This is a genomic window from Roseofilum acuticapitatum BLCC-M154 (assembly GCF_030068475.1).
Classification (GTDB): Bacteria; Cyanobacteriota; Cyanobacteriia; order Cyanobacteriales; family Desertifilaceae; genus Roseofilum; species Roseofilum acuticapitatum.
The window spans coordinates 1-18,390 of record NZ_JAQOSP010000105.1 but is presented as its reverse complement, the minus strand read 5'-3'; the positions used below and the strand labels follow the sequence as shown (position 1 = coordinate 18,390).

Here is an 18,390-nt window from a genome sequence, read left to right as displayed (position 1 = left end):
GACATTTTACATTTATAGTCAATTCAAATAGCAATGAGACATGGTTGTAGGGGCGAACGGCCGTTCGCCCCTACATATACGGGCGTTGTAGATAGATTATGGTGTCTCACTGTTAATTGAATCAACTTTACATCTCATCTAAAAATGCCCTATCGAGCAAAGCATCAATATTTTCCACCAGAAAAATCGGCACACCTAACTTTTCTTCCACCTCTTCTACCGTCAGATCGTCTAAGAAACAAGTTTCACCATGCTTTAACATCACCGTCGGCAATAATATCTCATCCCCTAACACTTTTCCTGATAATTTATGCAGTAAATCTTCCCCAGTCAACAAGCCCGTAACCGTCATTTCTTGTCCCCAATAGTCGCTATTCAAGGCTTGTAACTCAATCCTCAAGCCTGATATCTGATTGAGTTTCTCTACCAGAGGTGTAAAGGCTTTCTCCACCGTATTTCCCACCACCCAAGATAACGTCCTATGGGGAGAAACTTCAGAAATGGTTCTTTCTTGGATCTTCTCTTCAAACTCCCGAATAAATAACCGAATCGATCCCACCCCATTACCAATCTGCGGATAATCTTGATAGTGGGATTCTGGAGGTAAATCAACTCCAGCAATTAAGAACCATTCATCAGCTAACCAAACGACCGTAGCCTCTTTTTCCTGTTGAAATTTATCCTGTAATCGTTGCACTTGTGCAATCACTTCTTTAGCCTTTTCCACGGTTACCGGAATCAGTTCATCTTCTGTGGGGCGAAACCGAGTTAAGCCTACAGGAACTACTGCAATTGAAGCGACTGTAGGAACATCTCCTTGATGAAATTGGGCTAAATCTAAAATCGTTTGTTCTAAATGCTCTTCATCATTAATTCCCGGACAAACGACGACTTGAGCATGAATTTGTAAGCGCCGTTTTTGGAACCATTCGAGCTGTTTTAAGATTTCACCAGCACGGTGATTTTTTAAGAGTCTACTTCTAATTTCTGGTTCAGTGGCATGAACGGAAACATAGAGGGGAGAGAGGCGCATGGCTTCGATGCGGCTCCATTCCCGCTCTGATAAATTGGTTAAGGTTAAATAACTGCCGTAGAGAAAACTGAGGCGATAGTCATCATCTTTGAGATAGAGGCTTTTCCGTTTTCCGGGGGGCTGTTGATCGATGAAGCAGAAGGGACAGCGATTATTGCATTGAATTAAGCTATCAAAAAAGGCAGTTTCAAATTCTAGTCCTAGGTCTTGATCGTAGTCTTTTTCAATTTCAATTTGATGGGTTTTACCTTTAATATCAATGACTTCAAGATCGAGAATTTCATCGGCACACAAAAACTGATAATCAATCAAGTCTCGCGGATTTGTGCCGTTAATAGAGACGATCGCATCACCGGGTTCAAAGCCAATCTCGGCGGCGATGGAGTCGGGGAGAACTTGGGAGATTTTAGCGGGACGGATGGTACTCATGGTTTAGCGATTTGGGATCAGTTGGGTGCTGATGGCGATTAGGATAACGATGCCAAAAATAAGACGATACCAGATAAAAAGCCAGGTGCTACGAGTTTGGAGGAAGCGGATCAGCCAGGCAATGGCGACATAGGAGAAGAAGGCGGAGGAGATTAAGCCGACAATTAGGGGAAATAAGCCCACTCCACTGAGTCCTTCGTCGAGTAATCCGGCGAGTTCGACTAATCCGGCGAGGGTGATGGCGGGAATGCCGAGGAGGAAGGAAAAGCGGGCGGCAGTGGCGCGTTCTAATCCCATGAATAATCCGGCGGTGATGGTGGAGCCGGAGCGGGAAACGCCGGGGATAATGGCGAGGGCTTGGGCACATCCCATGAGGATGCCGTCTTTCATTCCCAGGCGATCGAAATCTCGTTTGCGATCGCCCCATTTTTCGGCTAATCCGAGTAGGATGGCCATGACGATGGAGGCGATCGCAATCGAGGAGAGTTTGCGAATGGGCGATTCGTCGAAGTTGGGTACAAGTATTTTAATCCCTAAACCAATAATGGCAATGGGTAGGGTTCCGATCGCTATCCCGGATACCATGCGAACACTATTAGCCTGATAGTCTTTTTTCTGGAGCGCTCCCAAGGTTCCTAGGGTAAGTTGACTCAAATCTCCCCAGAAGTACCACAGAACTGCGCCAATACTACCGAGTTGAATAATGGCAGAAAAGGCGACTCCTGGATCGCCCCAGCCGAGCGCGACGGGAACGACTTTCAGGTGCGCGGTGCTGCTGATGGGGATAAATTCGGTCATTCCCTGTACCAGTCCTAAAATGAAGGCTTGAAATACATTAATCTGTCCTGAGATACTGCTGGAGGCTTCTTGGGCTTGCACGAGGGTGGGTAAAAGTAGGCTGGATAGGAACATCAGCAGCAGAAGGGGGCGATCGCCACTTTTTTTGATCATTGGAAACTATCGATGAAGAACTGTCCCATTATTGCTAAAAACAGCCTGTCATCGCTTACGGCTTTCATTTCTCTGGCGATCGGTTATCATAGTCATATCCCCCCAGGGGGGATATCAGATCCAATGGACAGAATTAAAAAATCTGATATCTTAAACAATGTAAAGTTAAGTAACGAAACTTAATTGTGGTTCATCAAACCTTCCCCCCCTACTCTTCCGCAACATCCAAGTCAGCCCCAAATCCTGTAAAAGAATGGTGGAAAGGGTTGGCTCTCCCTCAACATTGGCAAATCTGGCTGGCATCTGGGGGGTTGGTAATTGTGCCCGTATTCTTCCAAGCCCCCTTAGTAAGACTGTTCCCAGAGTTAAGTTTTGTAATGACCCTATTCTGGATAGGGGTAAGTTGGGCGCTAAGGACTCGCCCCTGGGGGCAAGTTTGGGGAGATCTGTGCTTAGGATTCAGTTGGAGTTGGTTAGCCGGTTCGATTTATTGGGGGTGGTTGAGGTGGGAACCGCTCTATCATTTGCCCATCGAGGCGATCGCCCTACCCTTCGTGTTACTCGACCTAGTGCTGCGCTGTAGACGCTCTGGGAATGCTTGGGGATTAATTGGTCATTTCTTCTATCTCGGTTCCCTCTTGGGCACAGCAATCACCGATATTTACTTCTACCTAGTCGATCTGATCCCTCATTGGCGACAACTGATGCAAGTCGAACCCGAATTTGTCCGCCCCGTCTTTGAAGAGGCGATCGCCCAAATCTATACCCCCTGGGGAGGATTTTGGGCCGGAGTTCTAGTCATGCTCCTGCTCCTGCTCGGCTTAATTCCCCTGCGCTCTCAACCCATCCAATGGTGGGCCTTTAGCGGTGCAGTCCTCAGTACCCTAGTGGTCGATGGACTCTTCTGGGTTGCTGCTGTTTGCGCCTAATATCAATTCAAAAGGGTCGCTTAGTCATAATCGTGACCAAAATCACAACGGATTAGCCCCATCATCACCGAAATATAGGGAAAAATTAAGCAGAATAATCTTAGAGTCCCTTACAGGTGCAATTCCAAAATCGAGCCATGGAATTTTCTTTAAATCTCCTCCCCTGTGCCCTCAGCGATGTAATTGTGCAAGCCTATACTAAAGGCCAGCTAACCCAAGCAGACCGATATGGGCTAATGGCGGCTATTCTAGAGCAAAACCTGAGCGAAGAAGAGCAACATGCCATTAATCGCCTTCTCTATCTTTATCATCGGGGACGTTTGCAACTGACCGACGAACTCTCAGCTATAGAGGGAGAATAGAACAATCGGAATATCACCCATTACCCATTACCAGAGGAAAGCGCGATATCATTGATCTTGAGCATAAACAGGACTATATTTGCATGGCGACCCCTGTTCTATCTACCCTCGATCCATGATTTACCCCGATTTTTCCGAATTTAAACAGCTTGCCCAACAAGGTAACTTTATCCCCGTGTGTCAGGAGTGGGTAGCTGACTTAGAAACCCCGGTTTCCGCTTGGTATAAGGTTTGTGCCGATCGCCCCTACAGCTTTTTGTTAGAGTCGATCGAAGGGGGTGAAAAAATCGGTCGCTACAGTTTATTAGGATGCGATCCCCTATGGATCTTAGAAGCAAGAGGCGATCGCGACAGCGATGCGGAGCATTATCGCACCACCCAAACCTTCCGAGATGGGACTCAACAAGACTTTCAAGGCGATCCCTTCAAGCACTTAGCCAACTGCTTAGAACCCTATCATCCCGTCAAATTGCCCCAATTGCCTCCCGGAATTGGGGGATTATTTGGGTTTTGGGGTTATGAACTGATTCGTTGGATCGAACCAACCGTTCCGGTTCATGAAGGGGAAAAGACAGATCTGCCCGATGGTATTTGGATGCAGGTCGATCACCTGTTAATTTTCGATCAGGTCAAGCGCAAGATTTGGGCGATCGCCTATGTAGATGTGAGCGATCCGAAGACTAAACTGAAAAAAGCTTATAAGAAAGGCTGCGATCGCATCCAATCTCTCGTCAAAAAACTTAACAAACCCCTCTCGCGCAAACACATCTCCCTCGAATGGACCCCCCCCAACCGCATTAACCCAGACTCCACCCTCTCCTACACCAGCAACATTACCCCAGAAGCCTTCTGTGCCAACGTCAAAGCCGCCCAGGACTATATTCTCGCGGGCGACATCTTTCAAGTCGTCCTCTCTCAGCGTCTGAGTACCCCCTATAAAGGCAAACCCTTTGACCTCTATCGCTCCCTCAGACTCATTAACCCCTCACCCTACATGGCCTACTTTAACTTTGGCTCCTGGCAACTGATCGGCTCTTCTCCAGAAGTGATGGTTAAAGCCGAAAAAGACCCCAGTGGCAAAACCCTCGCCACCGTCCGACCCATTGCCGGAACCCGTCCCCGTGGCGCAACTCCAGAAGAAGACCAAGCCTTAGCCACCGAACTCTTACAAGATCCCAAAGAAATTGCCGAGCATGTGATGTTAGTCGATTTAGGGCGCAATGATTTGGGACGAGTCTGTACCAGTGGAACGGTTAAAGTCGATGAGCTGATGGTGATCGAGCGCTATTCCCATGTCATGCACATCGTTAGCAATGTCGTCGGGGAACTGGGGAGCGACTTTACAGCCTGGGATTTACTCAAAGCCTGTTTTCCCGCCGGAACCGTCAGTGGGGCCCCAAAAATTCGCGCCATGGAGATTATTCACGAACTGGAAGGCGATCGGCGCGGCCCCTACTCAGGTGTCTATGGATACTACGACTTTGAAGGACAACTCAACAGCGCCATTACCATTAGAACCATGGTCGTACAAGATAAAACCGTATCTGTTCAAGCTGGAGCCGGTCTAGTTGCTGATTCCATTCCCGAAAGTGAATACCAGGAAACCCTGAACAAAGCAAAAGGATTATTACAAGCTATTCAGTGCTTACATCCCTAAAACTTGCCCATAATCTGAACCCCAACAACAGTTATCTTAGATACGGATGCCAACGGTGAAGTATAAGCAATTAGAAAATCAAATCACCGATCTGATTCAAATTGTTGATTAAATTAGGGTTGCAATTTGTCCAAAATCACGTAATATCAAGAAGGAAGACAAGCAATATTACAAACAGTTGAGCTGATAAAGCATCTACTGTTTGTATTAATCAAGCTTATACTCATTTAAACAATCTCTGAGGAGTAACACCATGGCTACATACAAAGTTACCTTAATAACCCCAGATGGAGAAAAAGTAATAGAGTGCCCTGACAGCGAAATCATTCTAGATATCGCCGAAGAACAAGGCTTAGACCTGCCTTACTCCTGCCGTGCCGGTGCTTGCTCTACCTGTGCAGGTAAAGTTGTCTCTGGTAGTGTTGACCAAGAAGATCAGTCCTTCCTTGATGACGATCAAATTGGAGAAGGTTGGGTTCTCACCTGTATTGCTAAACCTAAATCCGATTGCACGATTGAAACCCATAAAGAAGACGATCTATAGTCGATTCGCTTAACAGTGAGACATAATTGTAGGGGGGAACACCCGTTTTCCCCTACAGATGTCGTTGTTTTACATAATTAGATAAACTGTATTCCCTTTTGAATTAAAGGAAATTGAGTTGTCTTCATAAAGTGCAAATTTGGGGTTAATAAATCCTTAGCTTTAGCTTAATCTATAATACCCTTAACTCAAATCCCCAAAAGTTCATTTGGCCCTTAATCGTGGAAGCAGGAAAATGGCGAAGAAAACCTACAGCGTCCGATTGATCAACGAAGAAGAAGAACTCGATGAAACGATTGAAGTTCCTGAAGATGAATACATTCTAGTCGCAGCAGAGGATCAAGGGGTCGATCTTCCTTATTCCTGTCAAGCGGGAGCTTGTTCAACCTGTGCCGGTAAATTGGTATTACCAGAGAAAAAGTATCCCGAAGATTTTATCGATCAAACTGACCAGTCCTTTTTAACGGATGAGCAAATAGAAGCGGGTTATGTCCTCACCTGCGTGGCTTATGCTAAGGCTGACTGTACTATTATTACGGGTCAAGAAGAAGAACTCTATTAACTCTTATTATCCTTTGGGTTAACTCCTCACCTCCACAAACGTGGTGTCTCTTCACCTGAGATCAATCTCAAGTTAGCTAAGGTAAGCTTTAATGGGATGAAGGTCTTACATCTATATCATTCAGTCGTGAGGAGGCTTAACCATGCCAACAATTAACGGAACCCCCGGCCCAGATCCACTCAACGGAACAGACCAAGGCGATATCATCTTAGGTTTTCAAGGCAATGATACCCTAAACGGATTGGGGTTTAATGATCTGATTTTGGGTCATCAGGATAACGATCTGATCGATGGTGGGCCGGGTAAGGATAGCCTATTTGGTGGCCAAGGAAGCGATACTATTTTTGGTCGTACAGAGTCCGATGAAATCTCAGGGGACTTTGGAAATGATTTCCTAGCGGGAGGAGATGGCATTGATTTAATCCTGGGAGGGCCGGGTAACGATCAGATTTCTGGAGGGTCGTTTAATGACTTGCTCTTCGGAGGAACGGGTGTAGATGCCATTGATGGGAATGGAGGCAACGATCTTATTTATGGCGGCCAAGATAATGATTATCTGGTCGGTAGTGAAGGGAATGATAGTCTATTCGGAGATTTAGGTAACGATACGATTGAAGGTGGAGATGGCTTTGAAAGCATCCGAGGGGGTCAAGGGATTGATTTTCTCTTTGGAGGGAATGATGGGGATATTATTTTTGGCGATGATGATGATGATGTGATTGCCGGAGAAGCTGGCTTTGATAGTCTTCTCGGTGGTAATGGGGCAGATTTTATTTCTGGGGGTACGGAAAATGATACTCTGCTGGGTAATCCGGGGGATGATTCCCTGTTTGGGGGACAAAATGAGGATCAGATGGAAGGGGGAGATGGGAATGATTTCCTTTCTGGCGATCGCGGTAATGATACCCTACAAGGTAATGCTGGTAATGATATCTTAGCTGGAGATTTAGACATTAATGCACCAGGTAATGATTTTCTCTTTGGCGGTACAGGCGCTGATTTCATGCTCGGTGGTGCGGGACGAGATATTTTTGCAATTGATGCCAACTCCGGTGATTTTCAGCTCGCTGGTGCAGACATTGTGGCCGACTTCTTTGTTGACCTGGAAGGAAATAAGGAAGATAAAATCGGCTTAGGAGGTGGACTCACTTTTGCCGATCTATTCATTACCCAAGGAACGGGAGCCAATGCCAGTAATGTCATTATCCGTCAGATTATTGCGGGTGGACAAACCGGCCCCGTACTCGGCGATTATTTAATGGTCTTGCAGAATGTCAACGCAGCCCTCATTAACGAAACAGATTTTGTTACCGTCGAACTGCCAACTGAGACTCCAAGCCCCACACCCACCCCAACGCCAACGCCGACTCCAACGCCAACCCCGACTCCAACTCCCAGCACCCAAGCCCCCACTGCACCTCAGTTAGTCGGGGGAGAAGTCATTGCCGTCAGTAACGATCCGGGGATTGATGCGACCCAACCCGGAACGATAATTGGACAAATTCAATCCTCCGATAATTCTGGGATTCAATCCTATGAAATCTCCCGCGTTACCGGAGGGGCCTCGACCACTAACTTTACTGTCGATGCCAGTGGAAATATCACTCTCCAAAGCGCTCCCGGTGGCAATGGCCCCTTTGGCTTGGTGGTACGCTCCACGAATACCGGGGGTAGAACTTCTGATGAATCAACAATTAATGTCTATACCACCGTGGGCGCAGCCATCACCGATCCCATCCTCAGCAATGGTCAAGATGATAGCGCCCCCACAACCACTGTATCGGGTCAAGATACGATTATCGTTATTCCTCGTCAATACAATGAAACCAGCTTGAGTATTGCTCGAAATACAACCTTGCGCTTTTCGCCTACTCTTCCTCTTGGTAATACGGAATCGGGTATTGCCCGACTCACTTCAGATGCTGTTACGACTGCCATTACCGGTAGTTTAGTCTCGGGTACAAACGCATCAGAGATTTTCCGAGGTAGTAGCTCTAGCGACTTGTTCTTTGGAGGACTAGGGGCAGACACCCTCAATGGGGTATCGGGTCAAGATTATTATGTGTACACCAATAATTCCCCCACTGAAGGTATAGATACTATCCAAGGCTTTGGTGATAACAGTAGAATTCTAGTGAATTCTCAGGGATTCGGTGGAGGTCTAACGGCCGGACCATTATCTGAAGAACAGTTATTCGAGTTTAATGGAACATTTAATCCAGCTACTCCTCCGACTGCTTATCAGAATGCTCAAAATGGAGGCCAGATCCGCTTTATTTACGATTCCCAAGGTAACTTGTTCTTTGATGCCAATGGCTCGGCCGCTGGCGGTATCACTCCCTTAGCTGTTCTGACTGCTCCGGGTCGTCCTTCGGTGGGTAGCTTTAGCAATCTCAATATTTTTGTGTATTAACGAAATTGGGTCATAGGTAATGGAGAATCTTTCTTATCCATGTCCCCTCATTGCCCAAAAATAGTATCCTGTGATACAGTTTCGGCTCAATTTCTGAAAAAAATCCTGAAATCCATAGAAATTAAAGGTTTGGCCGATCCATATTGGGATGACAGAGATTAGAATAATCCAGTGAAACTCTGAATTAATGGGAGTTTCAGCAGTTTAACCTTAAAAGGAGATTCAACATGAATAAAGGTGAGTTGGTGGATGCGGTGGCTGAAAAGGCTGCGGTGACCAAGAAACAGGCAGATGCGGTTTTAAGTGCGGCACTCGAAGCGATTATGGAAGCGGTTTCTGAGGGCGATAAAGTGACCTTGGTTGGCTTTGGCTCGTTTGAGTCGCGGGAGCGGAAAGCGCGGGAAGGACGGAATCCGAAAACGGGAGATAAGATGGAAATCCCGGCGACTAAGGTTCCTGCGTTTTCGGCGGGTAAGCTGTTTAAGGAAAAAGTGGCTCCCCCGAAAGACTAAGAGAGCTACCGGTTGATATCAGTCAAGCCAGTGTCTTGGAAGCGTCCGGTTCATGGCGGAAATTTGGTTTGGGCAGCCTCAATTGCAGGCTGTTCACCCGATCGCCTGCTGGATTTTTCCGCTAGTATCAATCCGTTAGGCCCTCCACAATCGGCGATCGCCGCCATTAATACCCATTTGAATCGGATTACTCTGTACCCAGATCCCCGGTACTCCGAGTTACGGAAACATCTGGGGTGGTTTCATCAACTTCCCCCAGAGTTTGTCTGGCCGGGGAATGGGGCCGCAGAATTACTGACTTGGATCGCTCGTCAGTTTCGAGAGTGTAGCTGTGTATATCTGATGACTCCAGCATTTCGAGACTATCAACGAGCGCTACAAGCCTTTGGGGTTCCGATTCAAGCCTATCCTCTAGATCTGTCTAAGTTAGCTTCTCCTTTTCCCGATTCCTGTAATCCTGGATCGGGCTTATTGCTGAATAATCCCCATAATCCGACGGGCAAATTATGGCGACAGGAGGAGATTGTCCGAATTTTGGATCGATTTGAGTTTGTGGTTATTGATGAAGCCTTCATGGACTTTCTAGACCCCTCAGAAGACCAAAGTTTAATCCCCCTGATCCCAGATTATCCCCATCTGGTGGTGGTGCGATCGCTCACTAAGTTTTATAGTTTGCCCGGTTTGCGTCTGGGTTATGCGATCGCCGCTCCCACCTTAATTGAGCAGTGGCAAACTTGGCGCGATCCTTGGCCGGTGAATATCCTGGCGGAAGTGGCTGGGATAGCAGCCATCCAGGATTATGATTTTCAACGGCAAACTTGGCAGTGGTTACCCCCCACCCGCGACCATCTTTGGCAAGGGTTGCGATCGCTGCCGGGGTTTGATCCTTACCCAGGAGCAGCTAATTTCTTATTGGTGAAAACAGATGGGTCGGTGACCGAGCTACAGGAGTGGTTATTAAAAGAATACCAGATCCTGATCCGAGACTGCCTGAGTTTTCCTGAATTGGGCGATCGCTATTTCCGTATAGCGGTTCGTTCCCAAAGTGAGAATCAAACATTACTAGATGCCCTCGGCGATCGTTAATACAGCAGTTTTCACACTTTATAAGGTACATGAATGGCAGCTTTTAAAGATCGCTAGAATAGTTCATTCATGTCCGCTTGCTCAAAGCTAGATTGAGTCTGTTGTTTGCGCTCCCATTCCCCCATCCCCCCATTCCCCCATCCCCCCATCACAGCGCAAAGCGCTGTAAGCCATAGTGCCTGCCAAAAAAATAGGGACAAACCACTGTTGCCCCTACTGATGATTTAATTGCAATCAAATTAGCTCAAATCTTCTTCCACGCGACCGTAGAAAACGCCTTTAATTTTCACATCTACAGGCTCTTTGGCTCCTAAATCATTATCCGAAGGTTGGACACTGACAAAAATTCCCCCAAATTCTCCCGTGCTGGGGTCAACTTTAGTAACTTGTAAAGAAATTTCTCCTTCACCAACTTGAACCCGTTTCACATTAGCCAGGGTCAAATCTTCATCATCTGCACTAGAAGGTAAAGCAACAGCATTATCATAACCGGTGGCTACCCCTCTCCCTTTAGGATCGAGGAAGGTTGCTCCCCGATAGGAGGGAACGCGGAATTTACCTTCAAAATCGGTTGAAGTATTGATGCTATCTGCACCGGGTTCAGTTTGGGCAAGTAGACTTTTGATAGTGAAGAAGAAGGGAACTTCTTCGCCTCCGGGTAAGAGAACCGTAATATTTTGGAAATCAATTCCACCTTTTTCTGCAAAAGTCAGAGCTTTATCTGAGGTAAAGGTGAGGTCTCCATAGACTTGAGTGAGGCTGGAGGTTTTACGGGTAAGGACTTTACCGGGTACAAACTCAGCTTCTTTGCGCTTGCTGGTGGCTTCTTCTTTCACGAAATAGTCGTTCGGTTGCAAGCATAGATCGGTCAAGATGTAGCTCTTGCTCGAATCTAGGGGAATAGAACCTCTAGCGGTTTCTTCCAATTGGGGACAGTTATTAGCTAAACCTGTGTTTCTAATATCATCATAGGTGTAGTCGCTGCCTACGGCTGGGCCTTCACTACAGGCGGTAATCAGACTCAAACACAAGGCTAGAATGACAGAAATAAAAGCGCGGTATTTCATAGTTGAGTGGTTAGCGTTGACCAAATGTGTTTTCCTCCAACGGAGTTCTGCTGCTCCCCAACTGAGGATAGATGGCTCAGGATCGGGGATCGCCAAAACTCTTTTAACCATAATTTCATAAAATGGTACGGCTAAGATCCCGTTCAGGGGGTTCAGTGAGCAGATGACTGGTTTAATCGTTGATAGACAGTGGCTAACCCGTGGCGATCGCCGACATTTCCGGGAAAGAGAACTACGGGTAGGTTGGGGAATCGAGGATGATCGATGGGGGTACGCACCAGGGAGCATCCGGGGAGAATTTGGCCAAGTAGACGAGCCGATCGCAATTTTAACCCCTGACTGAGAACATCGTTGGAGGTTATTCCGCCTTTGCTAATTAAATAGCCCATATCTTCGGGGAGGTTCTGAACCACCGTCATTAGCACTTGCGACACCTGTTTCCCAAAGTCGAGTCGCGCTTGAATGGTGGGAAAGGTGAGTTCTTGGCGCGAGGTGTAAATCACGGGGGTTTGCCCTTGGCTGTGGATGTCCTGAACCTGGCTTAAAATGCTCTGGATGAGGTTTTCTTGGCTGTTAGGGTCATTTTTGAGTAAATGACTGACATCGACTTCTATACCCTTAATTTCTGGCTCTTTTAGGAGTTCGGTGAGTTGTTCGGTGGTTTTTTTCACATGGGAGCCGACTAAAATTACGCCGGGTTTGCCTTCGCGCACATATTGATTCATATGTTCGGCCATTACCGGTTGCTGGGGCAGTTGGGCTAGGGAGGTGAGAATGCTGGCAGCACTGCGGAGGAGGAAGCGTTTACCATGGGAACTGGCTCGCAATAGGTCACCGGCAAACCAGTCTAGGTCAACTTGGTGTTCTGCGTCTACGACCCCACATTGATTATCGGTGAGGGTCATGAGACGGTCAAAGCTGCCTTCGCGAATATCTTCGAGGAGAAACCGTTGGACGCGATCGCGGATAATTTGACCTTGGGTTTTTTGGGCGACATAATCGGGAAGATAGGAGTGGGAGTAGCCAAAAACAGAATCTTTGGCAAATTCCGTTTCATGGACGGGGGTAGGCGTGCCGTCCACCATCAGATAATGGATACTATCGCGGGTGATCCGTCCCCCTTCAAAGAAGGCGGGGATGAGAAAATGGCCATCAAAGGGGCCGAGTTCGGCGGCGATCGCATCCGTTTCAATGGGATAATGGCCCCGGAGCGTAGAGTCTGAGCGACTGACGACTAAGAAATTTTCGATCTTTTCTGCGGCGATCGCCTGCTTCAAATTTTGGCACACCTCCACCGTCACCTGCCGCGCTTCCTCCGGAGTCAGCGCCCTCGTATTCGTCAAAATAAACACAATCGGCGAATCATCCGTTAAGCCAAACCGCAGGGTTTCCACATCCCACTGCATCAGCAACAAACAACTATGCACCGTTTGCGATCCGGTAGGATCGTCGTCAAGAACAATTATTTTCGGTTGGGTACTCATGGGTTTGGGTCGAGCAATAACTCGTCAAATTATACCAAACTCTGTCCCCTGCCCATGTTACACTTCTATTGGTCTGGAAGTTATAATATCTCTAGGCAGTCAATTTAGAGGGAAACTTATGCAATACGAAGCCTTATATCAAAATGGTAAGATTGTGTGGTTGACCCAAAAACCCCCCATTCATTCAGCTCGCATTGCCATTTCTATTCTAGAAGAGTTTCCCACCTCTACTGGACAACGCCGCCAACCTTCACCCTTAATTGCAGGCAAAGCTAAAATTACAGGAGATTTGGTCAGTCCTATTGTGGATGAAAACGATTGGGAATGCCTGAAATAATTCTCTTAGATACCCACATCTGGATCTGGTTTGTTAATCTCCAATGGGAACGGTTTCCTACTGCTTGGGTAGACATCATCTCAACAGCAAGTTTAGTCGGTATAGCTTCAGTCTCTTGCTACGAAGTAGCTTTAGCAGGACAACGCGGACGCTTATCATTGCCCTATACTCTCGATCTTTGGTTGCAAGAAGCGTTAGATCCCTCCGGAATTTCTCTTTTTCCTCTGACTCCAAAGATTGCTTCTCGTGCAGTGCAGCTATCACCCATTCATCGAGATCCGTTTGACAGAATTATTATAGCTACAGCAATAGAATACCAAGCACAATTAGCTACAATTGATGGCTCGATTCGACGATATCCAGAGCTAAGGGATTTGCTGATGTAAGCAACTGAGGAAAGTACGGCGATCTATACCTTTGGGAGAGAGTGTGTTTTACCGATTACCAGCGCGGTGCGCTTAACAATAAATGCGAATATCTTGTCCACATTCATCAGCCAAATAACACAGAGCGCGGAATCGCAAAGCAACCACTTCTTCATACAGGGGATTTAACTTGCACAAGGGGGGAATATGGCCAATTTTGCGACCAAACAAATAAAGATCGCGGGCAAAAGGACATTGAACGGGAATCATACGACAGAGGAAATGAGCCATGCTTTCGTCACGAATTTCAAAGCGATTGAGCCATTGCCGTAAAGGTTGTAAGTACCGTTTGATGGGGTTATCGTTTCCTTGCATTTCAGGGTTAGCAGGGCGTTGGGTAAAGAGGAAGTTGAACATTAGTTATTGCTCCTATTGCTTTCATACTTTTAGTGTATGCATAAGCTGATTGGATTGCAAGTCTTTTGAAATATAATATTTTTTTATCTCTCATAAGGTGAGCTTACCCATTACCCGCGATCGCCCATAGCCCTACAATCTATCCTGTAAGATGGCGTAGATCTCATCCCGATGGAGATCCACATCGGGACAATAATCCAGGGTTTTTTCTACAACCGGAGGCAGATCTTTAGGCTTAATTCCATATTCACCGAGACGAGGTATCGGTAAAATTTGTACCCATGCCTCTACAATATTGACCAAGGCATCACAATAATAGTTGGGGCTTTGCTGAGTGCGGCCATCAAAAAGCTCCCCAACCTTAGCAATTTTCAGCAGAATCGGATTTTGGGCATAACGGGTACGCAAAGCTCTGATACTCACCCGGAGAGCAGAACCGGCTAAGGTGCTACAAGCAACCCGATAGGGAATGGGGCAAAAACTACTCAGGGTGAGAGCGAGTCCTTGCAACAGTCCGATAGAGCTATTGGCTTGACCAATACCAGAGGCACAGGAGGCATAGGCCATTTTTCCCCGTACGGCTTGGCTAGTGGCTCCCACTGCACAGGCCAGGAGTAAATTATCTTTGAGAGCTTCTAAGCCGCTCCAAATAATAGCTTCGGTTAAGACCGAGGTATGTAGGGCAAACTGAGCTTCCATTAAATGGGATAAGGTGACTAACCCACAGGCGGCAGTGAGTTCGGAGGGGCAAGAAATCAGCAGTTCTGGGTCTAGAATTACGGCATCTGGGGTAAATTGGGGATGGGAGAAAAAGGCTTTGGTTCCTAAAACTCCTACCCGGTCGATCGCCATTTTCGGGGTGACTTCATTTCCTGCACCGGCGGTAGTGGGAATGGCAATCAAGGGGATTTTGGAGTGAGTCAGTTGAGGGTTGGTCACTAGACTTTGGATGCGATCGATCGCCCCAGACTCTGGTGGCATATTACAGGCGATCGCCTTTCCCGCATCAATGACGCTGCCTCCCCCAATACTAACCACCACATCAATAGAATGGTCGCGGCTCTCGGCACAAATGCCATCAATCAGAGCATCCGTCGGTTCGCGATCGCAAATCGTATGATATACCCGGCCAAACTCGCTTAAATCCGTCTTAATCTGTTCTAGCTTACCAGAGGCTTCTAAAGACTGTGCCCCCGTAATCAGCAGTACCCTCCGACCCTGAAATTGGGCAATTAAACGAGATAATTGTCGAACTTGGCCAGCACCAAAATAAATCGGGGGAACCTTGGAAAAACTAAAGGCTTTCATTAACAGGGGTTCTCAGTTCTAGGGGGCAATCAGGTCAATCCGAGGGTGACCCACCTTGTGAAATACAATTTTAGCAAGGGTTCTTACTCTGACTCCATGGGAGAAGAACTCTTCTTTTTTCAGTATTTTTCTATGGAAAACTCTAGATCTATAAACTTTTATAAATAGGTTACCCGGTAATTAACCAATAGACTCTCCCCAATAGAGTGTCCGGCAACATTGTAAGATTTATTTAACGATCTCCAACCACACCAGAGGATTTTTTTACTGATGACCGCCACTACCACAATCCCATCTTTTTGTCAAGGAATCCAATGTTTTGCGGACACCCTGCCAGAATTTGACACCTACGGAAGTCAACCCGCCATTGAAGCCGGACAAACCGCCATTAGCGCCCCCAGTGACGAGCGGGCCGCCTACCAAACCCTCCTCGCCGCCGATGCCCTGCGATATCTCACCCTGCAAATCACCGCCTCCAAACAATCCGGACACCCCGGTGGATTTGCCAGCATTGCCGATGCGATCGCCGCTCTCGTCATGCTCGGTCACAAAAATATCCTCACCGAAGTCGGTCACCACGCCCCCGGCTTCTACAGCAATATGTTCCTCGACCGCTCCCTCGAAGACATGGGCATCGAAACCGTACAAAACATGCGCGAACGCTTCCGGGAAATGCACGGACTCCTCGGCCACCTCTCCGGGCAAATCCCCGGACTCCTCAACCCCGCCGGCCCCCTCGGTCAAGGACAACACTTCGCCATGGCCGGAGCCAAACTCCACCCCGGCATCCTCTTCCCCGTCACCATCGGCGACGGTGGACTCGGCGAACCCTACATCATGAGCAGCTTCGGCCACTTCCACACCGCCTTCCCCGACATCACCAACTTCCTCCCCATCCTCGTCTGGAACGGCTACTCCCAGGAACACCACAGCATGGTCTCCACCAAAACCAACGAAGAAATGATCCAATACTGGGAAGGTAACGGCTTTGAAGAAGTCATCCTCGTCAACGCCAAAGACTTCGACGACACCAACCAACCCGGAGACTATGTAGACAGCACCCAATTCTCCTTCAAAAACCGGCTTCAATTCGTCCAAGAAATCCTCGAAGCCACCCACCAAGCCGCCCAATCTGCCCTAGGCGGCAAACTCACCGTCCTCATCGTCAAACAACTCAAAGGCGCAGGAGTCCACAAACGAGGCGCAAAATCCCACAACCTCTATCCCGGAGACAGCACCGAAAAAGACTACATCGTGAGTGCCCTCCAAGAACGGGCCCTCACCCCCGAAGCCTGGCAACTCGTCCGCACCAACTTTGAGCGCTCTGCTGGAGGCCCCGCTTCTCACCATGTCGTCACCGAAAAAGAACTCCCCCTACCCGAACTCGGCCAACTTCCCCTCACCGAATACCCCGTCAAAGGCGACAAAAAAGTAGCCACCACTGCCATGGGTGAGTTAATCGTTCATGTGGGCAAAACTGACCCCAACTTCCTGCTCACCAACGCCGATGGTAATGCGGCATCTGGAATTAATAACGTTAACATCGGTCTAAAAATTCTCCACCCGACTCCTGATGAAGACTACTTCCAAGGGCCCCAAGGGCAAGTCTATGAACCCCTAAGTGAAGATGCCTGTGCCGGGTTAGCCGCAGCACTTGCCCTCTTTGGAGCGCGTACCCTCTGGTGTTCCTACGAATCCTTTGCCATCAACGGCCTGCCCATTTGGCAAACCGTCACCCAAGCGATGGCAGAATTGCGCCGTCCCACCCCTTCCACCATCACCCTATTTACGGCTGGAGCATTGGAGCAAGGACGCAACGGTTGGACGCACCAACGGCCAGAAATCGAAAACTATTTTGCTGCCATGATGCGAAATGGTAATGTTTTCCCCCTCTTCCCCTGCGATGCCAATAGTATTCAAGCTTGTTATGAGTGGGCATTAGGCACAAGAAATAAGGGTGTTACGATTACGGCTAGTAAATCGCCTTTACCGGTTCGCACCACCCTCGACCAAACCCGCCAAGCTCTGCAAGATGGGGGCATTATTCTCCATGAAACGGAAGGCAAACAGAAAGTTGTCTTTGCCGTAATTGGCGATATGCCCTTAATTCCCACGTTTGAAGCTGCTCTAGAATTGGAAGATGAGGGCATTGGCGTGCGTATTGTTTCTGTGATTAATCCCCGACGGTTATATCGTCCGACTGATGTGGCTTGGGAAACTTGCACGGAAAAAGATAGCCATTTCTTAGATGATGCGGGATTTGAGTCCTTATTGGGTGGGGATGCCTTGATTGGTATCAGTGGAGGAGCCAGTGCCCTGCTCGAACCGGTTATGTTACGCAGTACCTGTAAGCGGGATGTTTTTGCCTGGAAACGGGGAGAAACGGCTGCTAGTGCGGGCGAGATTATGGCCTATAACGGTTTGAGTGCGGAAAACTTGGCCAAGCGAGCCGAAGAATTGTTAGGCCGTTAGAAGGGCAAGAAATGGGGTTTCTGGGTTGATTGGGACTCTCGAAAGGTTGTGCAGTAAAAGTCCCCCTTAAAAAGCCTCAAGTTGTCCTAACTTGAATGCGTAGCGCCATATAGTGCAATATTAGGAGTGCGAGCATCTTGCTCGCTAGAGAAACCAGGGAGCGAGACTTGCTCGCTAGAGAAACCAGGGAGCGAGACTTGCTCGCTAAAGAAACCAGGGAGCGAGACTTGCTCGCTAGAGAAACCAGGGAGCGAGACGCTCCCACTCCTCTCTTGAAACTAGGGAGCCTGGGCAACGATTCAGAAACCCGGTTTCTGGGTTTACAGCAGTTTTCGCTGTTATGTGGGACATCTTGATCCCCCTAAATCCCCCTTAAAAAGGGGGACTTTCCTATTCCCCCCTTTTTAAGGGGGGCAAGGGGGGATCTTTTCCTACTGTCCACCGATACAGCGCTTTGCGCTG

General features: G+C 47.9%; 17 protein-coding genes. 11 read left to right on the top strand and 6 right to left on the bottom strand.

Features of this window, described 5'->3' with window-relative positions; all coding sequences use genetic code 11:
• Window positions 1-127: 127 nt before the first annotated feature.
• Together PMG71_RS16540 and PMG71_RS16535 are read right to left on the bottom strand one after the other, a co-directional pair.
• Complete coding sequence (locus tag PMG71_RS16540; RefSeq protein WP_283754811.1) at window positions 128-1,462, bottom strand: TIGR03279 family radical SAM protein; 1,335 nt, start codon at window positions 1,460-1,462, stop codon at window positions 128-130.
• A gap of 3 nt (window positions 1,463-1,465) precedes the next feature.
• On the bottom strand, window positions 1,466-2,413 hold the full coding sequence (locus PMG71_RS16535; protein WP_283754810.1) for an undecaprenyl-diphosphate phosphatase: 948 nt from the start codon (window positions 2,411-2,413) through the stop codon (window positions 1,466-1,468).
• Window positions 2,414-2,598: 185 nt separating this feature from the next.
• Between PMG71_RS16535 and PMG71_RS16530 the strand changes: the two genes are divergently transcribed.
• The 8 genes from PMG71_RS16530 (at window position 2,599) to cobD (ending at window position 10,478) form a co-directional block, all read left to right on the top strand.
• A complete protein-coding gene (locus PMG71_RS16530; RefSeq protein WP_283754809.1) occupies window positions 2,599-3,342 on the top strand; it encodes a DUF3120 domain-containing protein in 744 nt (247 codons plus the stop codon).
• Between the two features lie 137 nt (window positions 3,343-3,479).
• Window positions 3,480-3,704, top strand: a complete 225-nt coding sequence (locus PMG71_RS16525; RefSeq protein WP_283754808.1) for a hypothetical protein — start codon at window positions 3,480-3,482, stop codon at window positions 3,702-3,704.
• 115 nt (window positions 3,705-3,819) lie between these two features.
• The gene (trpE, locus tag PMG71_RS16520) at window positions 3,820-5,361 is read left to right on the top strand and encodes an anthranilate synthase component I (protein WP_283754807.1); all 1,542 of its coding nucleotides are present in this window, start codon (window positions 3,820-3,822) and stop codon (window positions 5,359-5,361) included.
• A 253-nt stretch (window positions 5,362-5,614) separates the two neighbouring features.
• Window positions 5,615-5,905 carry a 2Fe-2S iron-sulfur cluster-binding protein gene (locus tag PMG71_RS16515; protein WP_283754806.1) on the top strand — a complete coding sequence of 97 codons (291 nt, stop codon included), beginning with the start codon at window positions 5,615-5,617 and terminating at the stop codon, window positions 5,903-5,905.
• Between the two features lie 235 nt (window positions 5,906-6,140).
• The gene (locus tag PMG71_RS16510) at window positions 6,141-6,467 is read left to right on the top strand and encodes a 2Fe-2S iron-sulfur cluster-binding protein (protein ID WP_283754805.1); all 327 of its coding nucleotides are present in this window, start codon (window positions 6,141-6,143) and stop codon (window positions 6,465-6,467) included.
• Between the two features lie 142 nt (window positions 6,468-6,609).
• Window positions 6,610-8,880, top strand: coding sequence for a calcium-binding protein (locus PMG71_RS16505; RefSeq protein WP_283754804.1), 2,271 nt, complete (start codon window positions 6,610-6,612; stop codon window positions 8,878-8,880).
• A gap of 227 nt (window positions 8,881-9,107) precedes the next feature.
• The gene (locus PMG71_RS16500; protein WP_283754803.1) at window positions 9,108-9,392 is read left to right on the top strand and encodes an HU family DNA-binding protein; all 285 of its coding nucleotides are present in this window, start codon (window positions 9,108-9,110) and stop codon (window positions 9,390-9,392) included.
• Between the two features lie 30 nt (window positions 9,393-9,422).
• Window positions 9,423-10,478, top strand: a complete 1,056-nt coding sequence (cobD, locus tag PMG71_RS16495) for a threonine-phosphate decarboxylase CobD (protein WP_283754802.1) — start codon at window positions 9,423-9,425, stop codon at window positions 10,476-10,478.
• 239 nt (window positions 10,479-10,717) lie between these two features.
• Here cobD and psbO read toward each other — a convergent pair whose 3' ends face one another.
• Both psbO and PMG71_RS16485 read right to left on the bottom strand, forming a co-directional pair.
• The gene (psbO, locus tag PMG71_RS16490; RefSeq protein WP_347179316.1) at window positions 10,718-11,545 is read right to left on the bottom strand and encodes a photosystem II manganese-stabilizing polypeptide; all 828 of its coding nucleotides are present in this window, start codon (window positions 11,543-11,545) and stop codon (window positions 10,718-10,720) included.
• 152 nt (window positions 11,546-11,697) lie between these two features.
• Window positions 11,698-13,029, bottom strand: coding sequence for a four-carbon acid sugar kinase family protein (locus PMG71_RS16485; RefSeq protein ID WP_283754800.1), 1,332 nt, complete (start codon window positions 13,027-13,029; stop codon window positions 11,698-11,700).
• 118 nt (window positions 13,030-13,147) lie between these two features.
• Between PMG71_RS16485 and PMG71_RS16480 the strand changes: the two genes are divergently transcribed.
• Window positions 13,148-13,366: a hypothetical protein gene (locus tag PMG71_RS16480; RefSeq protein ID WP_283754799.1), complete on the top strand. Its 219-nt coding sequence runs from the start codon at window positions 13,148-13,150 to the stop codon at window positions 13,364-13,366.
• Complete coding sequence (locus PMG71_RS16475) at window positions 13,354-13,752, top strand: type II toxin-antitoxin system VapC family toxin (protein ID WP_283754798.1); 399 nt, start codon at window positions 13,354-13,356, stop codon at window positions 13,750-13,752. The genes PMG71_RS16480 and PMG71_RS16475 overlap by 13 nt, the downstream gene beginning before the upstream one ends.
• Before the next feature lie 72 nt (window positions 13,753-13,824).
• On the opposite strand, the gene PMG71_RS16470 is transcribed toward PMG71_RS16475, so the two are convergent.
• Both PMG71_RS16470 and PMG71_RS16465 read right to left on the bottom strand, forming a co-directional pair.
• A complete protein-coding gene (locus PMG71_RS16470) occupies window positions 13,825-14,106 on the bottom strand; it encodes a Mo-dependent nitrogenase C-terminal domain-containing protein (RefSeq protein ID WP_347179315.1) in 282 nt (93 codons plus the stop codon).
• A gap of 174 nt (window positions 14,107-14,280) precedes the next feature.
• Window positions 14,281-15,456 (bottom strand): iron-containing alcohol dehydrogenase, encoded by a 1,176-nt coding sequence (locus PMG71_RS16465; RefSeq protein ID WP_283754796.1) that lies wholly within the window; start codon window positions 15,454-15,456, stop codon window positions 14,281-14,283.
• 270 nt (window positions 15,457-15,726) lie between these two features.
• Between PMG71_RS16465 and PMG71_RS16460 the strand changes: the two genes are divergently transcribed.
• The gene (locus PMG71_RS16460; RefSeq protein WP_283754795.1) at window positions 15,727-17,928 is read left to right on the top strand and encodes a phosphoketolase family protein; all 2,202 of its coding nucleotides are present in this window, start codon (window positions 15,727-15,729) and stop codon (window positions 17,926-17,928) included.
• Window positions 17,929-18,390: the final 462 nt, after the last annotated feature.